Below are 17091 nucleotides of genomic sequence, written 5' to 3' on the forward strand. Positions count from 1 at the left end.
TTCTTCCCCGGTGGCGTATGGATGCCCGACGCTCTAGGGGACCCCCGGCAGGGGGTCAATCGAAAGGCAGGACCGATGACCGACGACAGCGCGAAGACGCAAGCCGACGTTCCCGTGAAGCCGGACGGCGAGCCGGTGGGCACGTTCAAGCCCTTTCCCTCGTCCGGCCACGACCGCGCGCAGCAAGCCGTCAAGCCTGACACGCCCCAGACCCGCTCGCCGACCTACCGCCTCGCCTACGACGACCACGACTTCATGAACTCGGACGCCATGCGTGGCGTGCGCCTGCAGCTGGAGCTGATGAAGCCGGAGATGGCCTTGCGCGAGGCGGGCATCCTGTCGACCGTCGTCCTGTTCGGCGGCGCGCGCATTCCCGCGCCGGGGGAGGCGCCCTGGGCTGCGCGCAACGCGGCCCAGGCGGCGCGGCTTTCGGCCAACAGCCGCTTCTACGAGGAAGCGCGGCGCTTCGCGCAGCTCGCCTCGCAGCACTCGGCCAACTCGTCGGGGGGCAAGGAGTTCGTGATCGTGACGGGCGGCGGGCCGGGCGTCATGGAAGCGGGCAATCGCGGCGCGGCGGATGTCGGGGCGGTGTCGATCGCCCTCAACATCACGCTGCCGCACGAGCAGGCGCCCAACCGCTTCGTCACGCCCGAGCTGTGCTTCAACTTCCACTACTTCGCCCTGCGCAAGATGCACTTCCTGCTGCGCGCCAAGGCGATGGCGATCTTTCCCGGCGGCTTCGGCACGATGGACGAGCTGTTCGAGGCGCTGACCCTGATCCAGACGGGACGCATGGCGCGCATTCCCGTGGTGCTGTTCGGAACCGAGTTCTGGCGCCGCGCCGTGGACTTCGGCTTCCTGGCGGAGGAGGGCACGATCGCCCCCGACGACCTCGACCTCTTCCATTTCGCCGACACGGCGGAGGAGGGGTGGGCGGTGATCCGGGCCGCCTACGGGTTCTGAGCGGCGCGGCGGACCGGGGGGAACCGTGACGGCGGCGCTCCCGTTGGCCTCCCGAGTTCAGAACAGGAGGACGCCATGGGCGATCTCGACACCGATTCCGAGATGATGCGCCAGCAACAGGCGATGGACGTGCGCGAGCGCCTCGCGCCCGACGAGACGCATGCGGCGCGCGGAGCCAGCGACACCGATCCCGAGAGTCGGGCCGCCCGCGAGGCGGCCAAGGCCGACGAGGTCACGCGCGTCAACACGCAGCAGGACGCGGTGTTCGCACGGAACCAGCGCCGGGTCGGCGCGGCGGAGGCCGACCAGGTGACCGATGCCGCGACCGGCGGCGTGTCGCTGGCCCATCCCGGCCGCTCGCTGCTCGGCGACTGATCGCCGGACCGGGGCGCCGCGTCAGGCGGCGTCCCGCGCCTCGCCCCGCAGACGGCGCAGGAAGCGCGTCAGGTCGTCGGTGACGAAGTCGATGTGCTCGCCGTCGCGGCCCTCGTGCTCCCACACGTCGCCGATCGTGGTTTCGAAGTTTTCCGGCACGACGAGCACGGTGCGCATGCCGCGTGCCTTGGGCACCTCGAGGTTGCGTGCGAGGTCCTCGAACATCGCGGCGCGCTCCGTGTCGATGCGATGGAGGCCCATGAACTTGTCGTAGGTCTCGGCCGCCGGCTTGGGCACGAGGCCTGCCGCCACGATGTCGAACACGTCCTCGAAATGCTCGAGGATGCCGAGCGCGCGGGCCGTCCGCTCGGCATGTCCCCGGTCGCCGTTGGTGAAGATGAACTTGCGCCCCGGCAGGCGCTCGATCTCGGCGCCCAGCGCCGGATCGGGCGCCAGAAACGAGTAGTCGATGTCGTGGACGAAGGAGAGGAAGCCGTCCGGGTCGATCCGGTGGCGCTCCATGAGACCGCGCAGCGTCGTGCCGTATTCGCGGTAGAGTTCCTTCTGCACCACCTTGGCTTCCTCGGCCGAGACCTGGAGCAGCTCCGACACATAGGACGTCATGCGCTTGTCGATCTGGGCGAACAGGTCGGTGCGGCGCGGGTAGAGCGTGTTGTCGAGGTCGAACACCCAGTCGCGAACATGGGCGAAGTCCGCCGGCGTCACGTCGCGGGTGCGGCCGATCTCGGCTGTGGTGTCGCTCATTCTCGAAGCCTTCCGTCGAACCCCGGACCGGTGCGGCGGCGGAGGCTCGCATGTGGAGCGTGGTCGCCCCTCGTCAATGAAACCGGGCGTTCAGTAGATGAACCAGAAGCGCGCAAGGCCCGCATGCGTGTCGGCTCCGGCCAACTCGCCCGAGCGCACATGCGTGTAGGTGTAGTCGGCCGAGACGCGGAAGCGCTCGGTCACGAACCAGTTCGCGACCGCCGTGGCCTGGACCTGCGAGCCCGCCTCCTCGTCCTCCAGAAGCGCGTCGTCGAGATCGAGGAAGCCGAGGCGCGCGCCGATCTGCACGGCGCCCGGGCCGCCCTCGTCGAGACCGCGCGCCGGCTTGATCTGCTCGAAGAGGCCGGTCTCGGCCTCGTAGCCGCGGTGGTCGTCGGTCAGGAAGAGGCCCGCATAGAGATAGCCTCCCTGGAGGTTCGCCGAACCGCGGTCGCGGTCGCGCACCTCGGCCAGCGTCAGCTCGCCCTGGAAGAAGAAGCGGCCGAACGTGCCGCCGACCTCGAGATTGGCCGCGCGGTAGCGTGAAACGTCCTCGTAGTCGCCGGTCGATACCAGCGACACGTCGGCCAGAGAGAGGCCCGCGTCGCCCGAGAAGGACAAGGGCAGGCGCGGATCGCGGCGCTGAAGGAGGCCGAGGCCGAGATGAAGCGCGTCGCCGTCCTTGTGATAGGGCGCGAACGTGCCGCGCGCCGTCAGGGTCGAGCCGTCGTCGAAGGCGCGCTCGTTGAGGCTCCCGCCAAAGACGCCGCCCGAGAGCGAGAGACGATCCGTGCCATACAGCGCGGCGAGGCCGACGCTCTTGGCCGGCACGAGGGCGCTGTTCAGCCCGTCCTCGGCAAAGACCGAGCCGCGCGAGCCGATCAGGTCCTCCAGCGAGAAGAGAAGCGTCTGCTGGCCACCCTGGATCGTCAGCCGGTCGGAGACGGCGTAGTTCAGATAGGCGTAGGTGATCGCCTCGCTGGCGAGGTTCGCAAAATCGATCGTGACGCGGCCGCCGACGTCGTCGTAGCCGAAGTCGGTGTAGATGCGCGCGCGGCGCACGACGCCCGACCATTCCCGCTCGTCCTCATCGCCCAGCACCGAGCGCGGGCGCGAGTCGGCGTAGCCGCCGTCCACCTGCAGAAAGGGCTCCACGGAAACGAAGCGCTGGTCGTCGCCGTAGCGCAGCGGATCGGGCGCGCCGGCGCCCTCGGTCTGCGGCTCGCTCGGATCCTCGGGCAACCCTTGCGCCAACGTGGGCGAGGCGGCCAGCAGCGTGGCCGCCAGAAACGTCGTCATGCGCATGGCGAAAACCTCGAAAGCCTGGTCGTGACGAATCGGCCCAGCCGACATCGGCCAAGACCGATCCCCAGGCTAGTGCCGCCGGGGCACAGCCGTGCGACGGCTCGTCGGTTTCGCGCAGTGTTGATGCCTCAGGGAACGATCAGCGTTCCCGCGCCGTGCTCGGTCAGAAGCTCGAGCAGCACCGCGTGGCGCGTCTTGCCGTTCAGGATCACGACGCCCGCCACCCCGCGCTCGATCGCCTCGATGCAGGTCTCGACCTTCGGGATCATGCCGCCCGAGATCGTGCCGTCGGCGATCAGCGCGCGGGCCTGGGTGACCGAAAGCTCCTTGATCAGCTCGCCATTGCGGTCGAGGACGCCCGGCACGTCGGTGAGGAACAGGAGGCGCGAGGCCTCCAGCGCGCCGGCGATCGCCCCGGCGAACGTGTCGGCGTTGATGTTGTAGGTGTGGCCGTCGCGTCCCGGCGCGACCGGGGCGATCACCGGGATCATCTCGGAGCGGGCGAGAAGGTCGAGAAGCGTGCGGTCGACCTCGGCCGGCTCGCCCACGAAGCCAAGATCGAGCACGCGCTCGATGTTGCTGTCGGGGTCGCGCACGCGCTTCTCCGCCTTGCGGGCGAAGACCATGTTGCCGTCCTTGCCGCACAGGCCGATCGCCCACTCGCCTTCCGCGTTGATCAGCGCGACGATCTCCTTGTTGATGGAGCCGGCGAGAACCATCTCGACGATCCGGACGGTCGCCTCGTCGGTGACGCGCAGGCCGCCCTCGAAGCGGGACTCGATGCCCATCTGCTTGAGCATGGCGCCGATCTGCGGGCCGCCGCCATGCACCACGATCGGGTTGATGCCCGACTGCTTCAGCAGCGCGATGTCACGCGCGAAGGCCTGGCCGAGCGAGGGATCGCCCATGGCGTGGCCGCCGTACTTCACCACCACGGTCTTGTGCTCGTAGGCCTGCATGAAGGGCAGGGCCTCGGCCAGGAGACTCGCCTGCATCTCGCTCGTGGTGGTCATGAACGCTCCCGGGGTCGGCCGATGGGTTTCGGCGCGTCCTCTAACAAGTCCGCGCCCCGCAGGCGAGAGCAGGACGCTCATGGTGAAGGATCTGTTGATGACGCCCCGCGTGGCTGGCGTATCGATCGGGATATCTTCTATCATGGGTTGTACAACGAATCGCAGGCGCCGGGCGGGGGCGAACCCATGGGATCACGAGGTTGGGCGCACGCGGTCGCGGCGGTTGTCTGCGTTTGGGCCGCTGCCGGGCCGGCCCTGGCCGGTCCCTGGACGCTGCCCGAGGGCCGAGGCATCGCGATCGCGACGCTGTTCGGCTCGCAGGCCGACCAGCGCTTCGACGGAGCGGGCGCGTTGGGGGCGACTCCTCGCTTCCGCAAGGCCGAGATCCAAGTGCTCGCCGAGTACGGCATCACGGACCGCTTCACGTTGCGCGGGCGCACCGAGGCACGGGCGCTGCGCTTCGAGGACCGTCCCTCGGCGGACGACACCGGCCTCGGCTTCACCGAGGTGGGCGTGCGCGCACGCCTTTTGCAGCGCGGCTCGCTGGTTCTCTCGGCGGAGGGCAATCTGCGCGGTGCCGAGGCGCGGGCGGTCGAGGGGCCGGAGGCCACCGGCGGCTTTCGCTTCGAGGCGGAGGCGCGCGGTCTGGCGGGCTACGGCTTCCAGCTGCGCGGACGGGACGCGTTTGCCGCGGGCGAACTCGCCTATCGCTTCCGTGCCTCACGGCCCGACGAGCTGCGGCTCGACCTGACGCTGGGTGTGCGGCCCGTCCCGCGCACGCTTCTTCTCGCGCAGGTCTTCTCGGCCTTCGGCATCATGGGCGAGGACGGCGTGCCGGCCGGCAGCGACCACAAGCTGCAGCTGAGCGCGGTGCGCGACGTGACCCCGGCCGTGTCGGTGCAGTTCGGCGGTTTCGCGACCCTTGCCGCCCGCGACCGCCTCGCCGAACGCGGCTTGCTGCTGGCGGTGTGGCGGCGGTTCTGACAAGGGGCCTTCACCATGAGACCGATGCCAGGAGCGACCCGCGATCGCCGGAAACGGTCCGGCGCCGCAGCGCGGACGAACGGTTCGCGGCTGGCGGACCCAAGAGTCTCCAGGCAAGGAAGGCGGACCATCCAGACGGACGAGTGCAACCCGCCCGGTTCCCGGTGACGGGTCGCCGGACGCCAACCACGGTCGCCGTTTCCCGGGCACCCGTGACAGGGCTTCGCCGGACAGGTGACCGCGCGACCCAAGGGTTCGCGTCCGTCGCCTGGTCTCGCCGGCTTCGGCATTTCCGGTCGCGGCCGGCAGGGAGGGGGCACGGTCGCCCTCGCGCAGCCTTTCCCTTCGGACGCCGGCGCACCGGCGTTCGACGTCGGCATCGCGTGTGATCCGCACCTTCCGCTCACCAAGAGGGTGATGCCGAGCTTTGCGACCCTAGGGCAGGACGACGAGTTCGAATTCAACCACGCTCTTTCGACCGTGGCCGATCCGGCTTGAACGGCGCCGCGTTCCGGCGCCCTATTCGCCCGGCGATCCGGAAGGCAGGCGGATTTGGGCGATGGAGATGGCCTGCTCGACCCGCGCCAGCGGAGGAGCCTGATACGGTCGGCAAGCGGACGGCCTCGGTGCCGACCTGCGGGAACGCCGGCAAACGGCGAACGATGGCTATTCGAAGGACGCGGTGACGAACTGATCCAGCTCGCCAGCCGGTTTGTAGGGCTGACGTCGCAAGGTCAGGGATCGGGCGCGGAAGTCGCGATCGCCTTTCGTTGCGGGCCGCACGTGGCCGTCGGCGCGGGCATGACTGAAGGCGAAAAGCGAAACCGCGAGGCGATCAAAGGCCGCCTCGTTGTGGCGATACCGTCCTGGTTCGCCGTTGGCTCGCTCGAAGAGGCGCAGGACCTCGATCGGATCCATCGCGAAGACGCGCCGGCCTTCGAACGCCGTCTCGGCATGGCGGGCCTCGACCGTGACGCCGTCCAGCCGTCCATCGCGATATTCGAGAAGAACGGCCGTTCGATCCTTCTCAAGGTTCTGTCGATCCAGGTTCGCTTGTTCAGCAGTGGACTGTTGCAGCGCCGCAAGCTCGTCCACCGACAGGGATAGGCCGAGTTCGGGCATGTCGGCCATGAGGGCCGCCACGTCGCTGGCCGCGTCCGATCCCTTGATCATGGGCGTGGGCGAGCCGTAGACGCTTGCCGTCGCGGATACGGCCTCCGGCGTCAGGCCGAACCGCAGTCGCCCGACCCCGACATGTGCCTCAACCGACCAGTCAGGGTTCATGGGCGCTTCGTCGCTTTTGGAGGAATGGGCAACCGTCGAGATCGCGACGGCGAGGAGGACCGCCCTCGCCGGCACCCCGACCCGGCACGCCCCAATGATGTGAGACGTCATCGGGGTAAACCGGAGGAGGATGGTGGCCAGGCGTTTCACGTCACCGTCGACCCCAGGGATCGGTTGCAAGGCTGGCTGCGTCCGCTTCGCAGAACGGCGTCAGCCAGGGTGGCCTGGTGTCGTCGCCCGTCACGCTTGTCCCGCCGACGCGGCTGGCGTCAGCAGCAGCCGACGCCGACGCCGCAACATCGCAAACAGGATGAGCCCCCACCAGAATACGACACCCATCAGCATGCTGACGAGCCCATAGATCGAGGGCCCCTCCAAACCCGACAGGTCCTCGAGCCATGGAAGCAGGCCCAATCTCCCGATCACCATCATCGCGCCCAGACCGAGCAGGCTGCCGGGTCCGATCAGGGCAAGGGCGAAGGGCTTCCCAATCGTGGCTGCTCCGAAGAGCAGCGCGGCGGCGACAAGCGACAGCACACAGCAGATCGATCGATACCGCAGCGCAGAGAAACGGGTGACCGGCCGCGTTCTCCTTTCGTCAGCTGCCATGCCGGTCCCGCTTCCTGTCGCGATCGCGACGGTTCGACGTGTCGTGTCCGTATGCCGGCTTCCGGTGCAACCGAGCGGAGCGGCTTCGACGGGTCTTCATCCAGCCGAAGCGAAGGCTTTCGGCCGGCAGGAGGCCCGCCTCAGACCTTGGCGGCCGTGTCCTTTGCGGCGGGCAGCGGCTTTTGCGGAAGGGCGGCGAGGACGCCGGCGATCGCCGCTTCCAGCTCGTCCGGCCCGTAGGGCTTGGGCAGGAGCGCGACGTGCGAGGCGGCCATGTCGAAGCCGTCCACGTGCCGGTCGCCGGTGGCGAAGACGATGCCGACGCCCGGCTTCACCTCCAGCGCCTCGCGCGCGAGGGCGGGACCCGACATGCCCGGCAGGTTGACGTCGGTCACGAGCACGTCGAAGGGCACGGTCTGGATCGCGGTCAGCGCGTCCTCGGCCCGACCCGCCTCCACCACGACGTGGCCGAGGTCCTTCAGCATGTCCGCGGTGTTCAGGCGGATCAGGGCGTCGTCCTCGACAAGGAGAACCGTTGCCTGGGCGAGGCGCGGGGCCTCGACGGCCGGAAGAGGCGCGCGCGACAGGGCGGGCGCCTTCGGCGCGGGGGCGGGGACCGGTGTCGTGGCCGGGCGGGCGGGCATTCCCGCACCGGCGCGGCGGGCCTGGTTGATCTGCTGCTGGTTGGCGATGGTGTGGCGGATCTTCCGCGCCAGCGCCTCACGCGTGTAGGGCTTGGACAGGAGGCGCACGCCCGCGTCCAGCCGCCCGCCGTGGACGATCGAGTTCTCGGTGTAGCCCGAGGTGAAGAGCACCGCGAGGTCGGGCAGGCGCTCGACGGCTTTGCGCGCCATCTCCGGGCTCTTCATCGTGCCGGGCATGACGACGTCGGTGAACAGGACATCGATCGGGATGCCGCTTTCCACGACGTTGAGCGCCGACTGCGCGTCCACCGCCTTGAGGACGCGGTAGCCGAGGTCGGTCAGCATCTCGACCACGGTCGCGCGCACCGCCTCGTCGTCCTCCACCACGAGGATCGTCTCTGTGCCGCCCGCGACGGGTCCGGCATCGACCTCCACCGCCATGTCCTCGGCCTGGAGGGCGCGCGGCAGGTAGAGCTTGATCGTGGTGCCGTGGCCGACCTCCGAATAGATTTTCACGTGGCCGCCGGACTGCTTCACGAAGCCGTAGACCATGGACAAGCCGAGACCCGAGCCCTTGCCCTCCGCCTTGGTCGAGAAGAAGGGCTCGAACACCTTCTCCATCACCTCCGGGCTCATGCCGGTGCCGGTGTCCGAGACCGCGAGCATCACGTACTGGCCGGGCTCGACGTCGGGATGGTGACGCACGTAGGCGTCGTCGAGATGGCTGTTGCCGAGCTCGATCGTCAGCTTGCCCTGGCCGTCCATCGCGTCGCGCGCGTTGATCGCGAGATTCAGGAGCGCGTTCTCGATCTGGGTCGGATCGATGAACGTGTTCCACAGGCCCCCGCCCACCACGGTCTCGACCTCGACGCCCTCGCCGATCGCGCGGCGCAGCATGTCGTCCATGCCCTGCACGAAGCGCGTGACGTTGACGACCTTGGGCTCCAGCGCCTGCCGGCGGCCGAAGGCGAGGAGCTGGGCGGCGAGCTTGGCGCCGCGCTGGACGCCGGCCATGGCGTTCTCGACGCGTCGCTCGGCGCGCTCCATTCCCGCCACGTCGCGCAGGAGAAGCTGCAGGTTGCCCGAGACGACCTGCAGGAGGTTGTTGAAGTCGTGCGCCACGCCCCCCGTCAGCTTGCCGACGGTCTCGAGCTTCTGCGAGCGGGCGAGCGCGATCTCGGCCTGGCGACGCTCGTGGATCTCGGCCGCGATGCGCGATTCCAGCGTCTCGTTGAGCTGGCGCAGCTGGTCCTCGGCGCGCTGGCGGTGGCGCACCTGGCGCTCCAGCATCGCGGCGTGCTCGGCCAGACGCTCGGCGCTCAGCCGTTCCTCGGTGACGTCGGTGTGGATGCCGACCCATTCGCGCAGCGTGCCGTCCCGGTCGAGGATCGGGACGCCGCGGATCGCAAAGGTGCGCCACTCGCCCGAGCGCGTGCGCACCCGGTGCTCGTGGATGAACGTGCCCCGCTCGGCGACGGCCTCGTTCCAGGCCACCACGGTGGCGTCGGCGTCCTCGGGATGAACCGCCTTGGCCCAACCGAAGCCGCGATATTCGGCCTCGTTCTGACCGGTCAGCGCCTCCCAGCCGGGCTGGGGACCTTCCATGCGGCCATCCGCCGAGTTGGTCCAGAGCGTACCGTGGATGGCCTCCACCGCGGCCCGGAAGCGCTCGTTGGAGACGTGGAGCGCGCGCTCGGCCGCCGCTCGGCCCGTGTTCTCCACCACTTTGCACAGGACGCCGCCGAAGCCGTCTCCCTCGCGCACCGGCGTGTAGAAGAGATCGAAGGTCACCGTTTCCGGGGAGCCGTTGCGATGAAGCACCATCTCCTGGTCGCGGAACGCATGGCGACGGCCCGCCAGCCCTTCGGCCAGGCGCTCGCGGTTCCAGTCCCAGATCTCGGGCCAGATTTCCGGCACGAGGCCGCCGAAGGCCTGCGGGTGCTTGGCGCCGGCGATGTCGATGTAGCCGTCGTTGTAGATCATGACATGGGCGGGACCCCACATCAGGACCTGGGGCAGGGGCGCATCCACCACGGCGTCGGCCACGGTTCTCAGAACCGGAGACCAGCTTTCGCGCGGCCCCAGCGGCGTCGCGGACCAGTCGAAGGACTCCAGCAGCCGGCGGGTCTGGCTGGGTTCCGAAGGGGACGGACTGGGGACGGTCATCGGAGCGTGCGATCCTCGGCAGCGGACACGGGGCGCGGAACACGGCGCAGTCTTTCCCACTGACCGCAAAATGCGGCGCGCGCAAGTCCGGCGCCGTTCCGTGTCGGGCCGGGGTGGGCCGAGGTGAGACGTTGCGGCGCGGGAACCGCTGAGCCGGCCAAGCTTTTCGCAGGTGCGAAGGAGCCATGTCCGCCATGATCGAGTCCCCCCACCTATCCGGCCTTGCCGTTCTCCTGGTCGAGGACGACCCGCTGATCGCGGGCGACACGCTTGAAGCCCTGGAGGAACGCGGCATCGCGGTGACGCTCGCGCGCACCTTCGAAGAGGGACGGCAGGCGGTGGAGCGCCAGCGCTTCCAGGCGGCCGTGATCGACATCGGCCTTGACGAGGACCGCGACGCGCTGCCGCTCGCCGACACGCTGCAGGCGGCGGGCGTTCCCTTCCTGTTTCATACGGGGCTGGGCGAGCGCAGCGCGCTGCGCTCGCGCTTTCCGCGCGCGCCAGTCTGCCGCAAGCCGTGCCGGCCCTTTCATGTCGTGGAGGGTTTGCGCACGGTGCTGGCCGCGGCGGGCCGCCGGTCGCTGGCCGCCTGAGGCGCGCCTCAGCTCTCGCCGCCCTCGGGCGGGGGCAGGAGCGGCAGCGGATCCATGCCGACGAGGCGCACGGCGACGGCGCGCAGGTGTCGGCGCATCTCGGTCTCGGCGCGGGCCGGGTCGCGGTCGGTGATCGCCTCGAGGATCGCGGTGTGCTCGGCCCCGAGCCGCTCCAGGCGGCTGGGCGAGAAGCTTGCCGCGCGCATCTGTCCCCAGCGCGCCTCGCGGCGCACGCGTGACAGAAGATCGAGCATCGACAGGAGAAGCACGTTGCCCGCGACCTCGGCGATCGTGCGGTGGAGATGGCTGTCGAGATCCTCGTAGTCCTGCGCCGAGCGGGCCGAGAAGGTTCGCTGGGCGGCGCGCTGGAGCTGGTCGAGCTGGGCCTGGGTGGCGCGCATGGCGGCCAGGCGCGCGGCGACCGGCTCGACCGCCAGCCGCGCCTCCATCACGGCGACCGGACTGGCGAGGCGGCCGAGCTCGTCCGCCCGCGGTATCGGCGGTTCGATCGGCGCGGGCGGGGCGCCCGCAAAGGTGCCGAGCCCCTGGCGTCGCCAGATGCGACCCTCGCCCTCGAGAACGCCCAGGGCCTCGCGCAGGGCCCGCCGACCGACGCCGAGCTCCTCCGCCAGAAGGCGTTCCGGCGGGAGCCGCCCGCCCGGAAAGCTGTCCGCCGCGATGCGCCGGCGCAGATCGTGCTCGATGCGGGAACGCTCACCGCCCACGACCTCGTCCTCGCTCTCAGGGTGCGGACCCGTGTCCGATCCGTGAGGGCCAACGGCTTTTGCGTGATCCTGCATGCCGCGCTCCGTCCACACCAATGCGCCTTGGTTCGCATTGGTTTGGAAAAGGCTAGCCGAATGTATCGCCCCAAACAATCGTCCTGCGATGGGCGACCGATGGTTGGGTCGGTATCGTCGACCGCCTGTGAGGCGCGCGTTCCCGTCGCTTCCATGCAATAGCAAAGATCCAAAAGGGCCAGCTGAAGGGGATTGCGCGTGTCCTGGGCGACGGACGCATCCGGCCGGCTTGCCCGACAGGCGCTCGTGACGAGCGAGGCATAGGCAGCGTCCGCCCAAAATTTGTGCGCAAACCTTGTCGGGTGAGGATTGCGCCTTGGTTCGCTTTCCGGTTCATTCGGCGCATGACGATGCTTGCGAACCACGAGACCGCCGACCCGGGGCCGAGTGCGACGGCCGAGCCGGTTCTGCGCCTGCGCGACCTGCGGCTGCGCTTCGGGCACGGCGGCGCCGATCTTGTCGCCGGCGTTTCGCTGACCGTCGGGCGGGGCGAGACGCTCTGCGTGGTGGGGGAGTCCGGCTGCGGCAAGAGCGTGACGGCGCTCGCTCTCATGGGTCTTCTGCCGACGCCGCCGGCGCGCATCACCGGCGGCGAGGCGATCTTCGAGGGACGCGACCTCTTCCAGCTCACCGAGCGCGAGCGCGCCGACTTGCGCGGCTCGGCCATGGGCATGATCTTCCAGGAACCGATGACCTCGCTGAACCCCGCCTTCACGGTGGGCCAGCAGATCGCGGAAGGCGTGATGCGCCACCGCCAGGTCTCGAAGGCTCAGGCCCGGGCCATCGCGCTCGACATCCTGAAGCGCGTGCGCATTCCCGCGCCCGAAAAGCGCCTCGACAGCTACCCGCACCAGCTCTCCGGCGGCATGCGCCAGCGCGTCATGATCGCGATGGCGCTGGTCAACCAGCCGCGCCTCCTGATCGCCGACGAGCCGACCACGGCGCTCGACGTCACCATCCAGGCGCAGGTCCTGGCGCTGATCGCCCAGCTCCAGCGCGAGACCGGCACGGCGATGATCCTGATCACGCACGACCTCGGCGTCGTGGCGGAGGTCGCGACGCATGTCGCCGTCATGTATGCGGGGCGCGTGGTCGAGGCGGGCCCGGTCGAGGCGATCTTCACCGACCCGCAGCACCCCTATACGATCGGCCTGATGGGCGCGATGCCCTCGCTCGGCGCCCGCCAGGGCTCGCTGTCCACGATTCCCGGCACCGTGCCGCCCGCCGACGACATGCCGGACGGCTGCCGCTTCGCGCCGCGCTGCCCCTTCGCGCAGGACAACTGCCGCGCCGAGGATCCGCCGCTGCGCGAGGTCGCCGCACATCACAGCGCGGCCTGCTGGTATGCCCCGCTCGAGGAGAAGCTGCCCGCCAGCGATACCCGGAGGGCCGCCGCATGAGCGCCGTCGCGTCCGCGCCCGTGGCCGAGCCGATCCTCGAGGGCCGCAACCTCGTGAAGCGTTTCGGCGGCGGCGGCTTCCTCGCGCGCCGTCCGGCGGTCCACGCGCTGAACGACGTGTCGCTCAAGGTCCAGCGCGGCGAGGTCTTCGCGGTGGTGGGCGAGTCCGGCTGCGGGAAGTCGACGCTCGGCCGCGTCCTGCTCGACCTGATCTCGCCGACCTCCGGCGAGGTGCGCTTCGAGGGTCGTTCGATCTCCGGCGCCAAGGGCGCGGACGCCCTGAAGCTGCGGCGCGAGCTGCAGATCGTGTTTCAGGACCCGTTCGCCTCAATCAACCCGCGCATGAGCGCGGGCGAGGTGGTGGGCGAGCCGATCTGGCTGCACGGGCTGCGCCCGGCGAGCGAGCGGCGCGAGCGCGTGGCGGAGCTCTTCCGCACGGTCGGCCTTCGCCCCGCCATGATGGACCGCTTCCCGCACGAGTTCTCCGGCGGCCAGCGCCAGCGCATCGGCATCGCCCGCGCGCTCGCCTGCGAGCCGACGCTGCTGCTGGGCGACGAGCCGGTCTCGGCGCTCGACGTCTCGATCCAGGCGCAGATCGTGAACCTTCTGGAAGAGCTGAAGGAGCGCCTCGGGCTGACGCTCGTCGTGGTCGCGCACGATCTGGCCGTGATCCGCCACATGAGCGATCGCGTCGCGGTCATGTATCTCGGCGAGATCGTGGAGGAGGCGCCGACCGAGCCGCTCTTCGACCAGCCGCTCCATCCCTATACGATGGCCCTGATGGAGGCGATTCCGCAGCCCTCGCCGCTTCTCAAGCGCGAGCGCCATCTCCTGGAGGGCGACGTTCCGAACCCCGTCCAGCCACCGTCCGGCTGCAAGTTCCACACGCGCTGCCCGCATGCCAAGCCCCGCTGCTCGGCGGAGCGACCCGCGCTGGAGACGGCGGACGCGTCGGGCCGACGCGTCGCCTGCCACTTCTGGCGCGAGATCCAGGCGGCCGGCACGTCCGCCTCCTTGCCGCTGCCGCCCGCCAACGAGCGGCTCGACCGGCGCCTTGCGCTCTACCGCCAGTGGCAGGCCCAAAAGCCCGCCGCCGAAATCCCGGCATGAGAACCGGACCCCCAGCATCCCGAGGACCCTTAGCCCCATGACCCGTACCCTGAAGGCCGCGCTGCTCGCGACCGCCGTTCTTCTTCCCGCAGGCGGCGCCTTCGCGCAGACGCTCAACATCGGCCTGCAGGACGACCCCGACCTTCTCGATCCGCATCGCGCGCGCACCTTCGTCGGACGCATCGTCTTCACCGCGCTGTGCGACAAGCTCGTCGACATCACGCCCGACTTGTCGATCGTGCCCCAGCTCGCCACGCGCTGGGAGACCAGCGCCGACGGGTTGCGCGTCACCATGGACCTGCGCACCGACGCCACCTTCCACGACGGCAGCAAGATCGACGCGGCGGCGGTGAAGGCCAATCTCGACCGGGCGCGCGAGCTGCCGGACTCGCTGCGCAAGAGCGAGATCGCCTCGATCGCGAGCGTCGACGTGGTGGACGCCGATACGATTCAACTCAACCTATCGCGGCCCGACGCCGCCCTCCTGTCGCAGCTGTCCGACCGCGCCGGCATGATCATGTCGCCCGCCGCCTTCGACACGATGGGCACCCAGCCCGTCTGCTCGGGTCCCTACCGGTTCGTGGATCGCGTCCAGAACGACCGCATCACGCTGGAGAAGTACGACGGCTACTGGGATGCTGCGAACTATCCGACCAAGACCGTCGTCTACCGCCCGATCCCCGACACGACGGTCCGCTTCGCCAACCTCCAGTCGGGCGATCTCGACATCATCGAGCGCATCGCGCCGACCGATATGGCGGCGGCCGAGGGCAATTCGGACCTGACGGTAGTGCCGGTCACGGGCCTCGGCTACCAGGCGATCGCCTTCAACCTCGCGAACGGGGCGGGCGCGGCGAACCCGCTCGCCAGCGACGCGCGCCTGCGCCGCGCCTTCGACAAGATGATCGATCGCTCGGTGATCAACGACGTGGTGGGCCTCGGCTCGTTCACGCCGGCGACCCAGCCCTTCCCGCCCGCCTCGTTCGCCGCGCCGAAGGATGCGGTCACCACGGCCGACGTGGAGGGCGCCAAGGCGCTCCTGAAGGAGGCCGGCGTCGAGCGCGTGCCGCTGACCATCACCTACGGCAACAACACGACCTCGCAGCAGGTCTACGAGCTGATCCAGGCGATGGGCGCGGAGGTCGGCTTCGACATCACGCTGCAGCCGACCGAGTTCGCAGCCCTCCAGTCGACGCTGAAGAGCGGCGACTTCCAGGCCGGCCAGTCCGGCTGGTCGGGCCGCGTCGACCCGGACGGCAACATCCACCAGCACGTCACCTGCGGCGCGGGCCTGAACGACGGGCACTACTGCAACGAGGCCGTGGACAAGCTCCTGAACGAGGCGCGCTCCACGGGCGATCAGGCCAAGCGCGTCGAACTCTACCGCCAAGCCAACGCGCTGCTCGAGGCCGACAAGCCGGTCTCCTACCTCTACTTCCTGCCCTATCCCTTCGCCCACAAGAAGGCGCTTCAAGGCTTCGTCGGCTACCCCGACGGCATGATCCGTCTGCGCGGCGTCCGCCTCGCGAACTGAGTTCAACACCTTCATCCCCAACGGAGACCGCCCGATGCGCAGAACCCTTCTCGCCACGCTGCTTCTCGGGAGCACCGCGCTGCTCGTGGGCGTCTCCGCTCCCGCTCTGGCGGACGGGACGCTGCGCATCGGCCTCCAGGAGGACCCGGACGTCCTCGACCCGCACCGGGCCCGTACCTTCGTCGGGCGCATGATTTTCACCTCGCTCTGCGACAAGCTGGTGGACGTGGCGCCCGACCTCACGATCGTGCCGCAGCTCGCCACCGAGTGGAGCTTCGACGAGGCGGGCACCAAGCTCACCTTCAAGCTGCGGCCCGACGCCACCTTCCAGGACGGCACCAAGGTCGACGCGGCGAGCGTGAAGGCCAATATCGAGCGTGCCAAGTCGCTGCCCGACAGCCTGCGCAAGAGCGAGCTGACCTCGGTGGCCTCCGTCGAGGCCCCCGACGCGCAGACCGTGGTAATGAACCTGTCGAAGCCGGACGCGACGCTGCTCGCCCAGCTTTCGGACCGTGCGGGCATGATCCTGGCCCCCTCGGCCTTCGAGACCTTTGCCGACAAGCCGGTCTGCTCGGGTCCTTATTCCTTTGTCAGCCGCACGCAGAACGACCGCATCGTCCTTCGGAAGAACCCGGCGCACTACGACGCGGCGAACTACCACTTCGACGAACTCGTCTTCCTGCCCATCCCCGACACGACGGTGCGCCTCGCCAACCTCCAGTCGGGCGACATCGACATGCTGGAGCGCCTCGCGCCCAACGACATCGCGGCGGTCGAGGGCGACTCGAACCTCCGGTTCCTCCAGGCGGCGGGCACGGGCTTCGTGGAGTTCCGCTTCAACGTCGCCAACGGTGAGCGGGCCAAGGAGCCCTTCGGCTCCGACAAGCGCATCCGCCAGGCGTTCCAGCTGAGCATCGACCGCAACGTCATCAACGAGGTCGTGGGCTTCGGCACGTTCGAGCCCGCCCAGCAGCCCTTCCCGCCGGCGAGCCCCTACTACAACCAGGCCATTCCGGTCGTGCAGCGCGACGTCGAAAAGGCCAAGGCGCTCCTGAAGGAGGCCGGCCACGAGCGCGTGTCGGTGGAGATGGCCTTCGGCAACTCCACCACCTCGCAGCAGATCGCCGAGCTGGTCCAGGCCATGGCGGCCGAGGCCGGCTTCGACGTGACGCTCCGCCCGACCGAGTTCGCCGCCATGCAGCAGGAGATGCAGAGCGGCAACTTCCAGATGGCGCAGATCGGCTGGTCGGGCCGCATCGACCCGGACGGCAACATCCACCAGTTCGTGACCTGCAAGGGCTCGCTGAACGACGGCAAGTACTGCAACCCCGAGGTGGACCGCCTCCTCAACGAGGCGCGCACGGTCACCGACCAGACCGCTCGCAAGGCGCTCTACGACCAGGTGCAGGCCATCACGCAGGACGAGATGCCCTCGATGGACATCTACTACCAGCCGCGCGCTTTTGCGCTGCGCGCCTCGATCGAGGGCTTCACCGCCCATCCCGACGGCATGATCCGCCTCCGGGGCGTGACGCTCAAGCCCTGAT

General features: G+C 69.5%; 15 protein-coding genes. 8 read left to right on the plus strand and 7 right to left on the minus strand.

Going from position 1 to position 17091, the window contains the following annotated elements; genetic code table 11:
• Positions 1 to 75: 75 nt before the first annotated feature.
• Positions 76 to 963 carry an LOG family protein gene (locus BLQ76_RS20925; RefSeq protein ID WP_090677162.1) on the plus strand — a complete coding sequence of 296 codons (888 nt, stop codon included), beginning with the start codon at positions 76 to 78 and terminating at the stop codon, positions 961 to 963.
• A 75-nt stretch (positions 964 to 1038) separates the two neighbouring features.
• Positions 1039 to 1338 (plus strand): hypothetical protein, encoded by a 300-nt coding sequence (locus BLQ76_RS20930; protein WP_090677163.1) that lies wholly within the window; start codon positions 1039 to 1041, stop codon positions 1336 to 1338.
• A gap of 21 nt (positions 1339 to 1359) precedes the next feature.
• Here BLQ76_RS20930 and BLQ76_RS20935 read toward each other — a convergent pair whose 3' ends face one another.
• The 3 genes from BLQ76_RS20935 to argB form a co-directional block, all read right to left on the minus strand.
• Positions 1360 to 2103, minus strand: coding sequence for a pyrimidine 5'-nucleotidase (locus BLQ76_RS20935; protein WP_090677164.1), 744 nt, complete (start codon positions 2101 to 2103; stop codon positions 1360 to 1362).
• A 90-nt stretch (positions 2104 to 2193) separates the two neighbouring features.
• Positions 2194 to 3408 carry an OprO/OprP family phosphate-selective porin gene (locus BLQ76_RS20940; RefSeq protein WP_170842711.1) on the minus strand — a complete coding sequence of 405 codons (1215 nt, stop codon included), beginning with the start codon at positions 3406 to 3408 and terminating at the stop codon, positions 2194 to 2196.
• Positions 3409 to 3536: 128 nt separating this feature from the next.
• The gene (gene argB / locus BLQ76_RS20945; protein WP_090677166.1) at positions 3537 to 4421 is read right to left on the minus strand and encodes an acetylglutamate kinase; all 885 of its coding nucleotides are present in this window, start codon (positions 4419 to 4421) and stop codon (positions 3537 to 3539) included.
• Between the two features lie 186 nt (positions 4422 to 4607).
• Between argB and BLQ76_RS20950 the strand changes: the two genes are divergently transcribed.
• Positions 4608 to 5405 carry a hypothetical protein gene (locus BLQ76_RS20950; protein WP_139184088.1) on the plus strand — a complete coding sequence of 266 codons (798 nt, stop codon included), beginning with the start codon at positions 4608 to 4610 and terminating at the stop codon, positions 5403 to 5405.
• Positions 5406 to 6071: 666 nt separating this feature from the next.
• Here BLQ76_RS20950 and BLQ76_RS20960 read toward each other — a convergent pair.
• From BLQ76_RS20960 to BLQ76_RS20970, 3 genes are all read right to left on the minus strand, one after another.
• On the minus strand, positions 6072 to 6689 hold the full coding sequence (locus tag BLQ76_RS20960) for a hypothetical protein (protein ID WP_244519765.1): 618 nt from the start codon (positions 6687 to 6689) through the stop codon (positions 6072 to 6074).
• A 240-nt stretch (positions 6690 to 6929) separates the two neighbouring features.
• Positions 6930 to 7226 carry a hypothetical protein gene (locus BLQ76_RS20965; RefSeq protein WP_090677172.1) on the minus strand — a complete coding sequence of 99 codons (297 nt, stop codon included), beginning with the start codon at positions 7224 to 7226 and terminating at the stop codon, positions 6930 to 6932.
• 212 nt (positions 7227 to 7438) lie between these two features.
• A complete protein-coding gene (locus BLQ76_RS20970) occupies positions 7439 to 10108 on the minus strand; it encodes a response regulator (protein WP_090677175.1) in 2670 nt (889 codons plus the stop codon).
• A 194-nt stretch (positions 10109 to 10302) separates the two neighbouring features.
• Between BLQ76_RS20970 and BLQ76_RS20975 the strand changes: the two genes are divergently transcribed.
• On the plus strand, positions 10303 to 10701 hold the full coding sequence (locus tag BLQ76_RS20975; protein ID WP_170842712.1) for a response regulator: 399 nt from the start codon (positions 10303 to 10305) through the stop codon (positions 10699 to 10701).
• Positions 10702 to 10709: 8 nt separating this feature from the next.
• Here BLQ76_RS20975 and BLQ76_RS20980 read toward each other — a convergent pair whose 3' ends face one another.
• Positions 10710 to 11501 carry a FadR/GntR family transcriptional regulator gene (locus tag BLQ76_RS20980; protein ID WP_139184089.1) on the minus strand — a complete coding sequence of 264 codons (792 nt, stop codon included), beginning with the start codon at positions 11499 to 11501 and terminating at the stop codon, positions 10710 to 10712.
• 344 nt (positions 11502 to 11845) lie between these two features.
• On the opposite strand from BLQ76_RS20980, the gene BLQ76_RS20985 reads away from it, so the two are divergent.
• From BLQ76_RS20985 to BLQ76_RS21000, 4 genes are read left to right on the plus strand one after another with little or no spacing between them, the layout of a single operon-like run.
• A complete protein-coding gene (locus tag BLQ76_RS20985) occupies positions 11846 to 12901 on the plus strand; it encodes an ABC transporter ATP-binding protein (protein ID WP_090677181.1) in 1056 nt (351 codons plus the stop codon).
• Positions 12898 to 14010: an ABC transporter ATP-binding protein gene (locus tag BLQ76_RS20990; RefSeq protein WP_090677182.1), complete on the plus strand. Its 1113-nt coding sequence runs from the start codon at positions 12898 to 12900 to the stop codon at positions 14008 to 14010. Before BLQ76_RS20985 ends, BLQ76_RS20990 begins: the two co-directional genes overlap by 4 nt.
• A gap of 37 nt (positions 14011 to 14047) precedes the next feature.
• Entirely contained in the window at positions 14048 to 15544 is a 1497-nt protein-coding gene (locus tag BLQ76_RS20995; protein ID WP_090677184.1) for an ABC transporter substrate-binding protein, read from the plus strand.
• Positions 15545 to 15578: 34 nt separating this feature from the next.
• Positions 15579 to 17090: an ABC transporter substrate-binding protein gene (locus BLQ76_RS21000; protein WP_090677186.1), complete on the plus strand. Its 1512-nt coding sequence runs from the start codon at positions 15579 to 15581 to the stop codon at positions 17088 to 17090.
• The last annotated feature ends 1 nt before the right edge of the window (position 17091 follow it).

The sequence above is a fragment of the Aureimonas jatrophae genome, assembly GCF_900104035.1.
GTDB lineage: Bacteria > Pseudomonadota > Alphaproteobacteria > Rhizobiales > Rhizobiaceae > Aureimonas > Aureimonas jatrophae.

Coding starts and splice junctions, on each gene's coding strand:
- BLQ76_RS20925 (WP_090677162.1), top strand. CDS start 76: ATGACCGACGACAGCGCGAAGACGCAAGCCGACGTTCCCGTGAAGCCG.
- BLQ76_RS20930 (WP_090677163.1), top strand. CDS start 1,039: ATGGGCGATCTCGACACCGATTCCGAGATGATGCGCCAGCAACAGGCG.
- BLQ76_RS20935 (WP_090677164.1), bottom strand. CDS start 2,103: ATGAGCGACACCACAGCCGAGATCGGCCGCACCCGCGACGTGACGCCG.
- BLQ76_RS20940 (WP_170842711.1), bottom strand. CDS start 3,408: ATGCGCATGACGACGTTTCTGGCGGCCACGCTGCTGGCCGCCTCGCCC.
- argB (WP_090677166.1), bottom strand. CDS start 4,421: ATGACCACCACGAGCGAGATGCAGGCGAGTCTCCTGGCCGAGGCCCTG.
- BLQ76_RS20950 (WP_139184088.1), top strand. CDS start 4,608: ATGGGATCACGAGGTTGGGCGCACGCGGTCGCGGCGGTTGTCTGCGTT.
- BLQ76_RS20960 (WP_244519765.1), bottom strand. CDS start 6,689: ATGAACCCTGACTGGTCGGTTGAGGCACATGTCGGGGTCGGGCGACTG.
- BLQ76_RS20970 (WP_090677175.1), bottom strand. CDS start 10,108: ATGACCGTCCCCAGTCCGTCCCCTTCGGAACCCAGCCAGACCCGCCGG.
- BLQ76_RS20975 (WP_170842712.1), top strand. CDS start 10,303: ATGATCGAGTCCCCCCACCTATCCGGCCTTGCCGTTCTCCTGGTCGAG.
- BLQ76_RS20980 (WP_139184089.1), bottom strand. CDS start 11,501: ATGCAGGATCACGCAAAAGCCGTTGGCCCTCACGGATCGGACACGGGT.
- BLQ76_RS20985 (WP_090677181.1), top strand. CDS start 11,846: ATGACGATGCTTGCGAACCACGAGACCGCCGACCCGGGGCCGAGTGCG.
- BLQ76_RS20990 (WP_090677182.1), top strand. CDS start 12,898: ATGAGCGCCGTCGCGTCCGCGCCCGTGGCCGAGCCGATCCTCGAGGGC.
- BLQ76_RS20995 (WP_090677184.1), top strand. CDS start 14,048: ATGACCCGTACCCTGAAGGCCGCGCTGCTCGCGACCGCCGTTCTTCTT.
- BLQ76_RS21000 (WP_090677186.1), top strand. CDS start 15,579: ATGCGCAGAACCCTTCTCGCCACGCTGCTTCTCGGGAGCACCGCGCTG.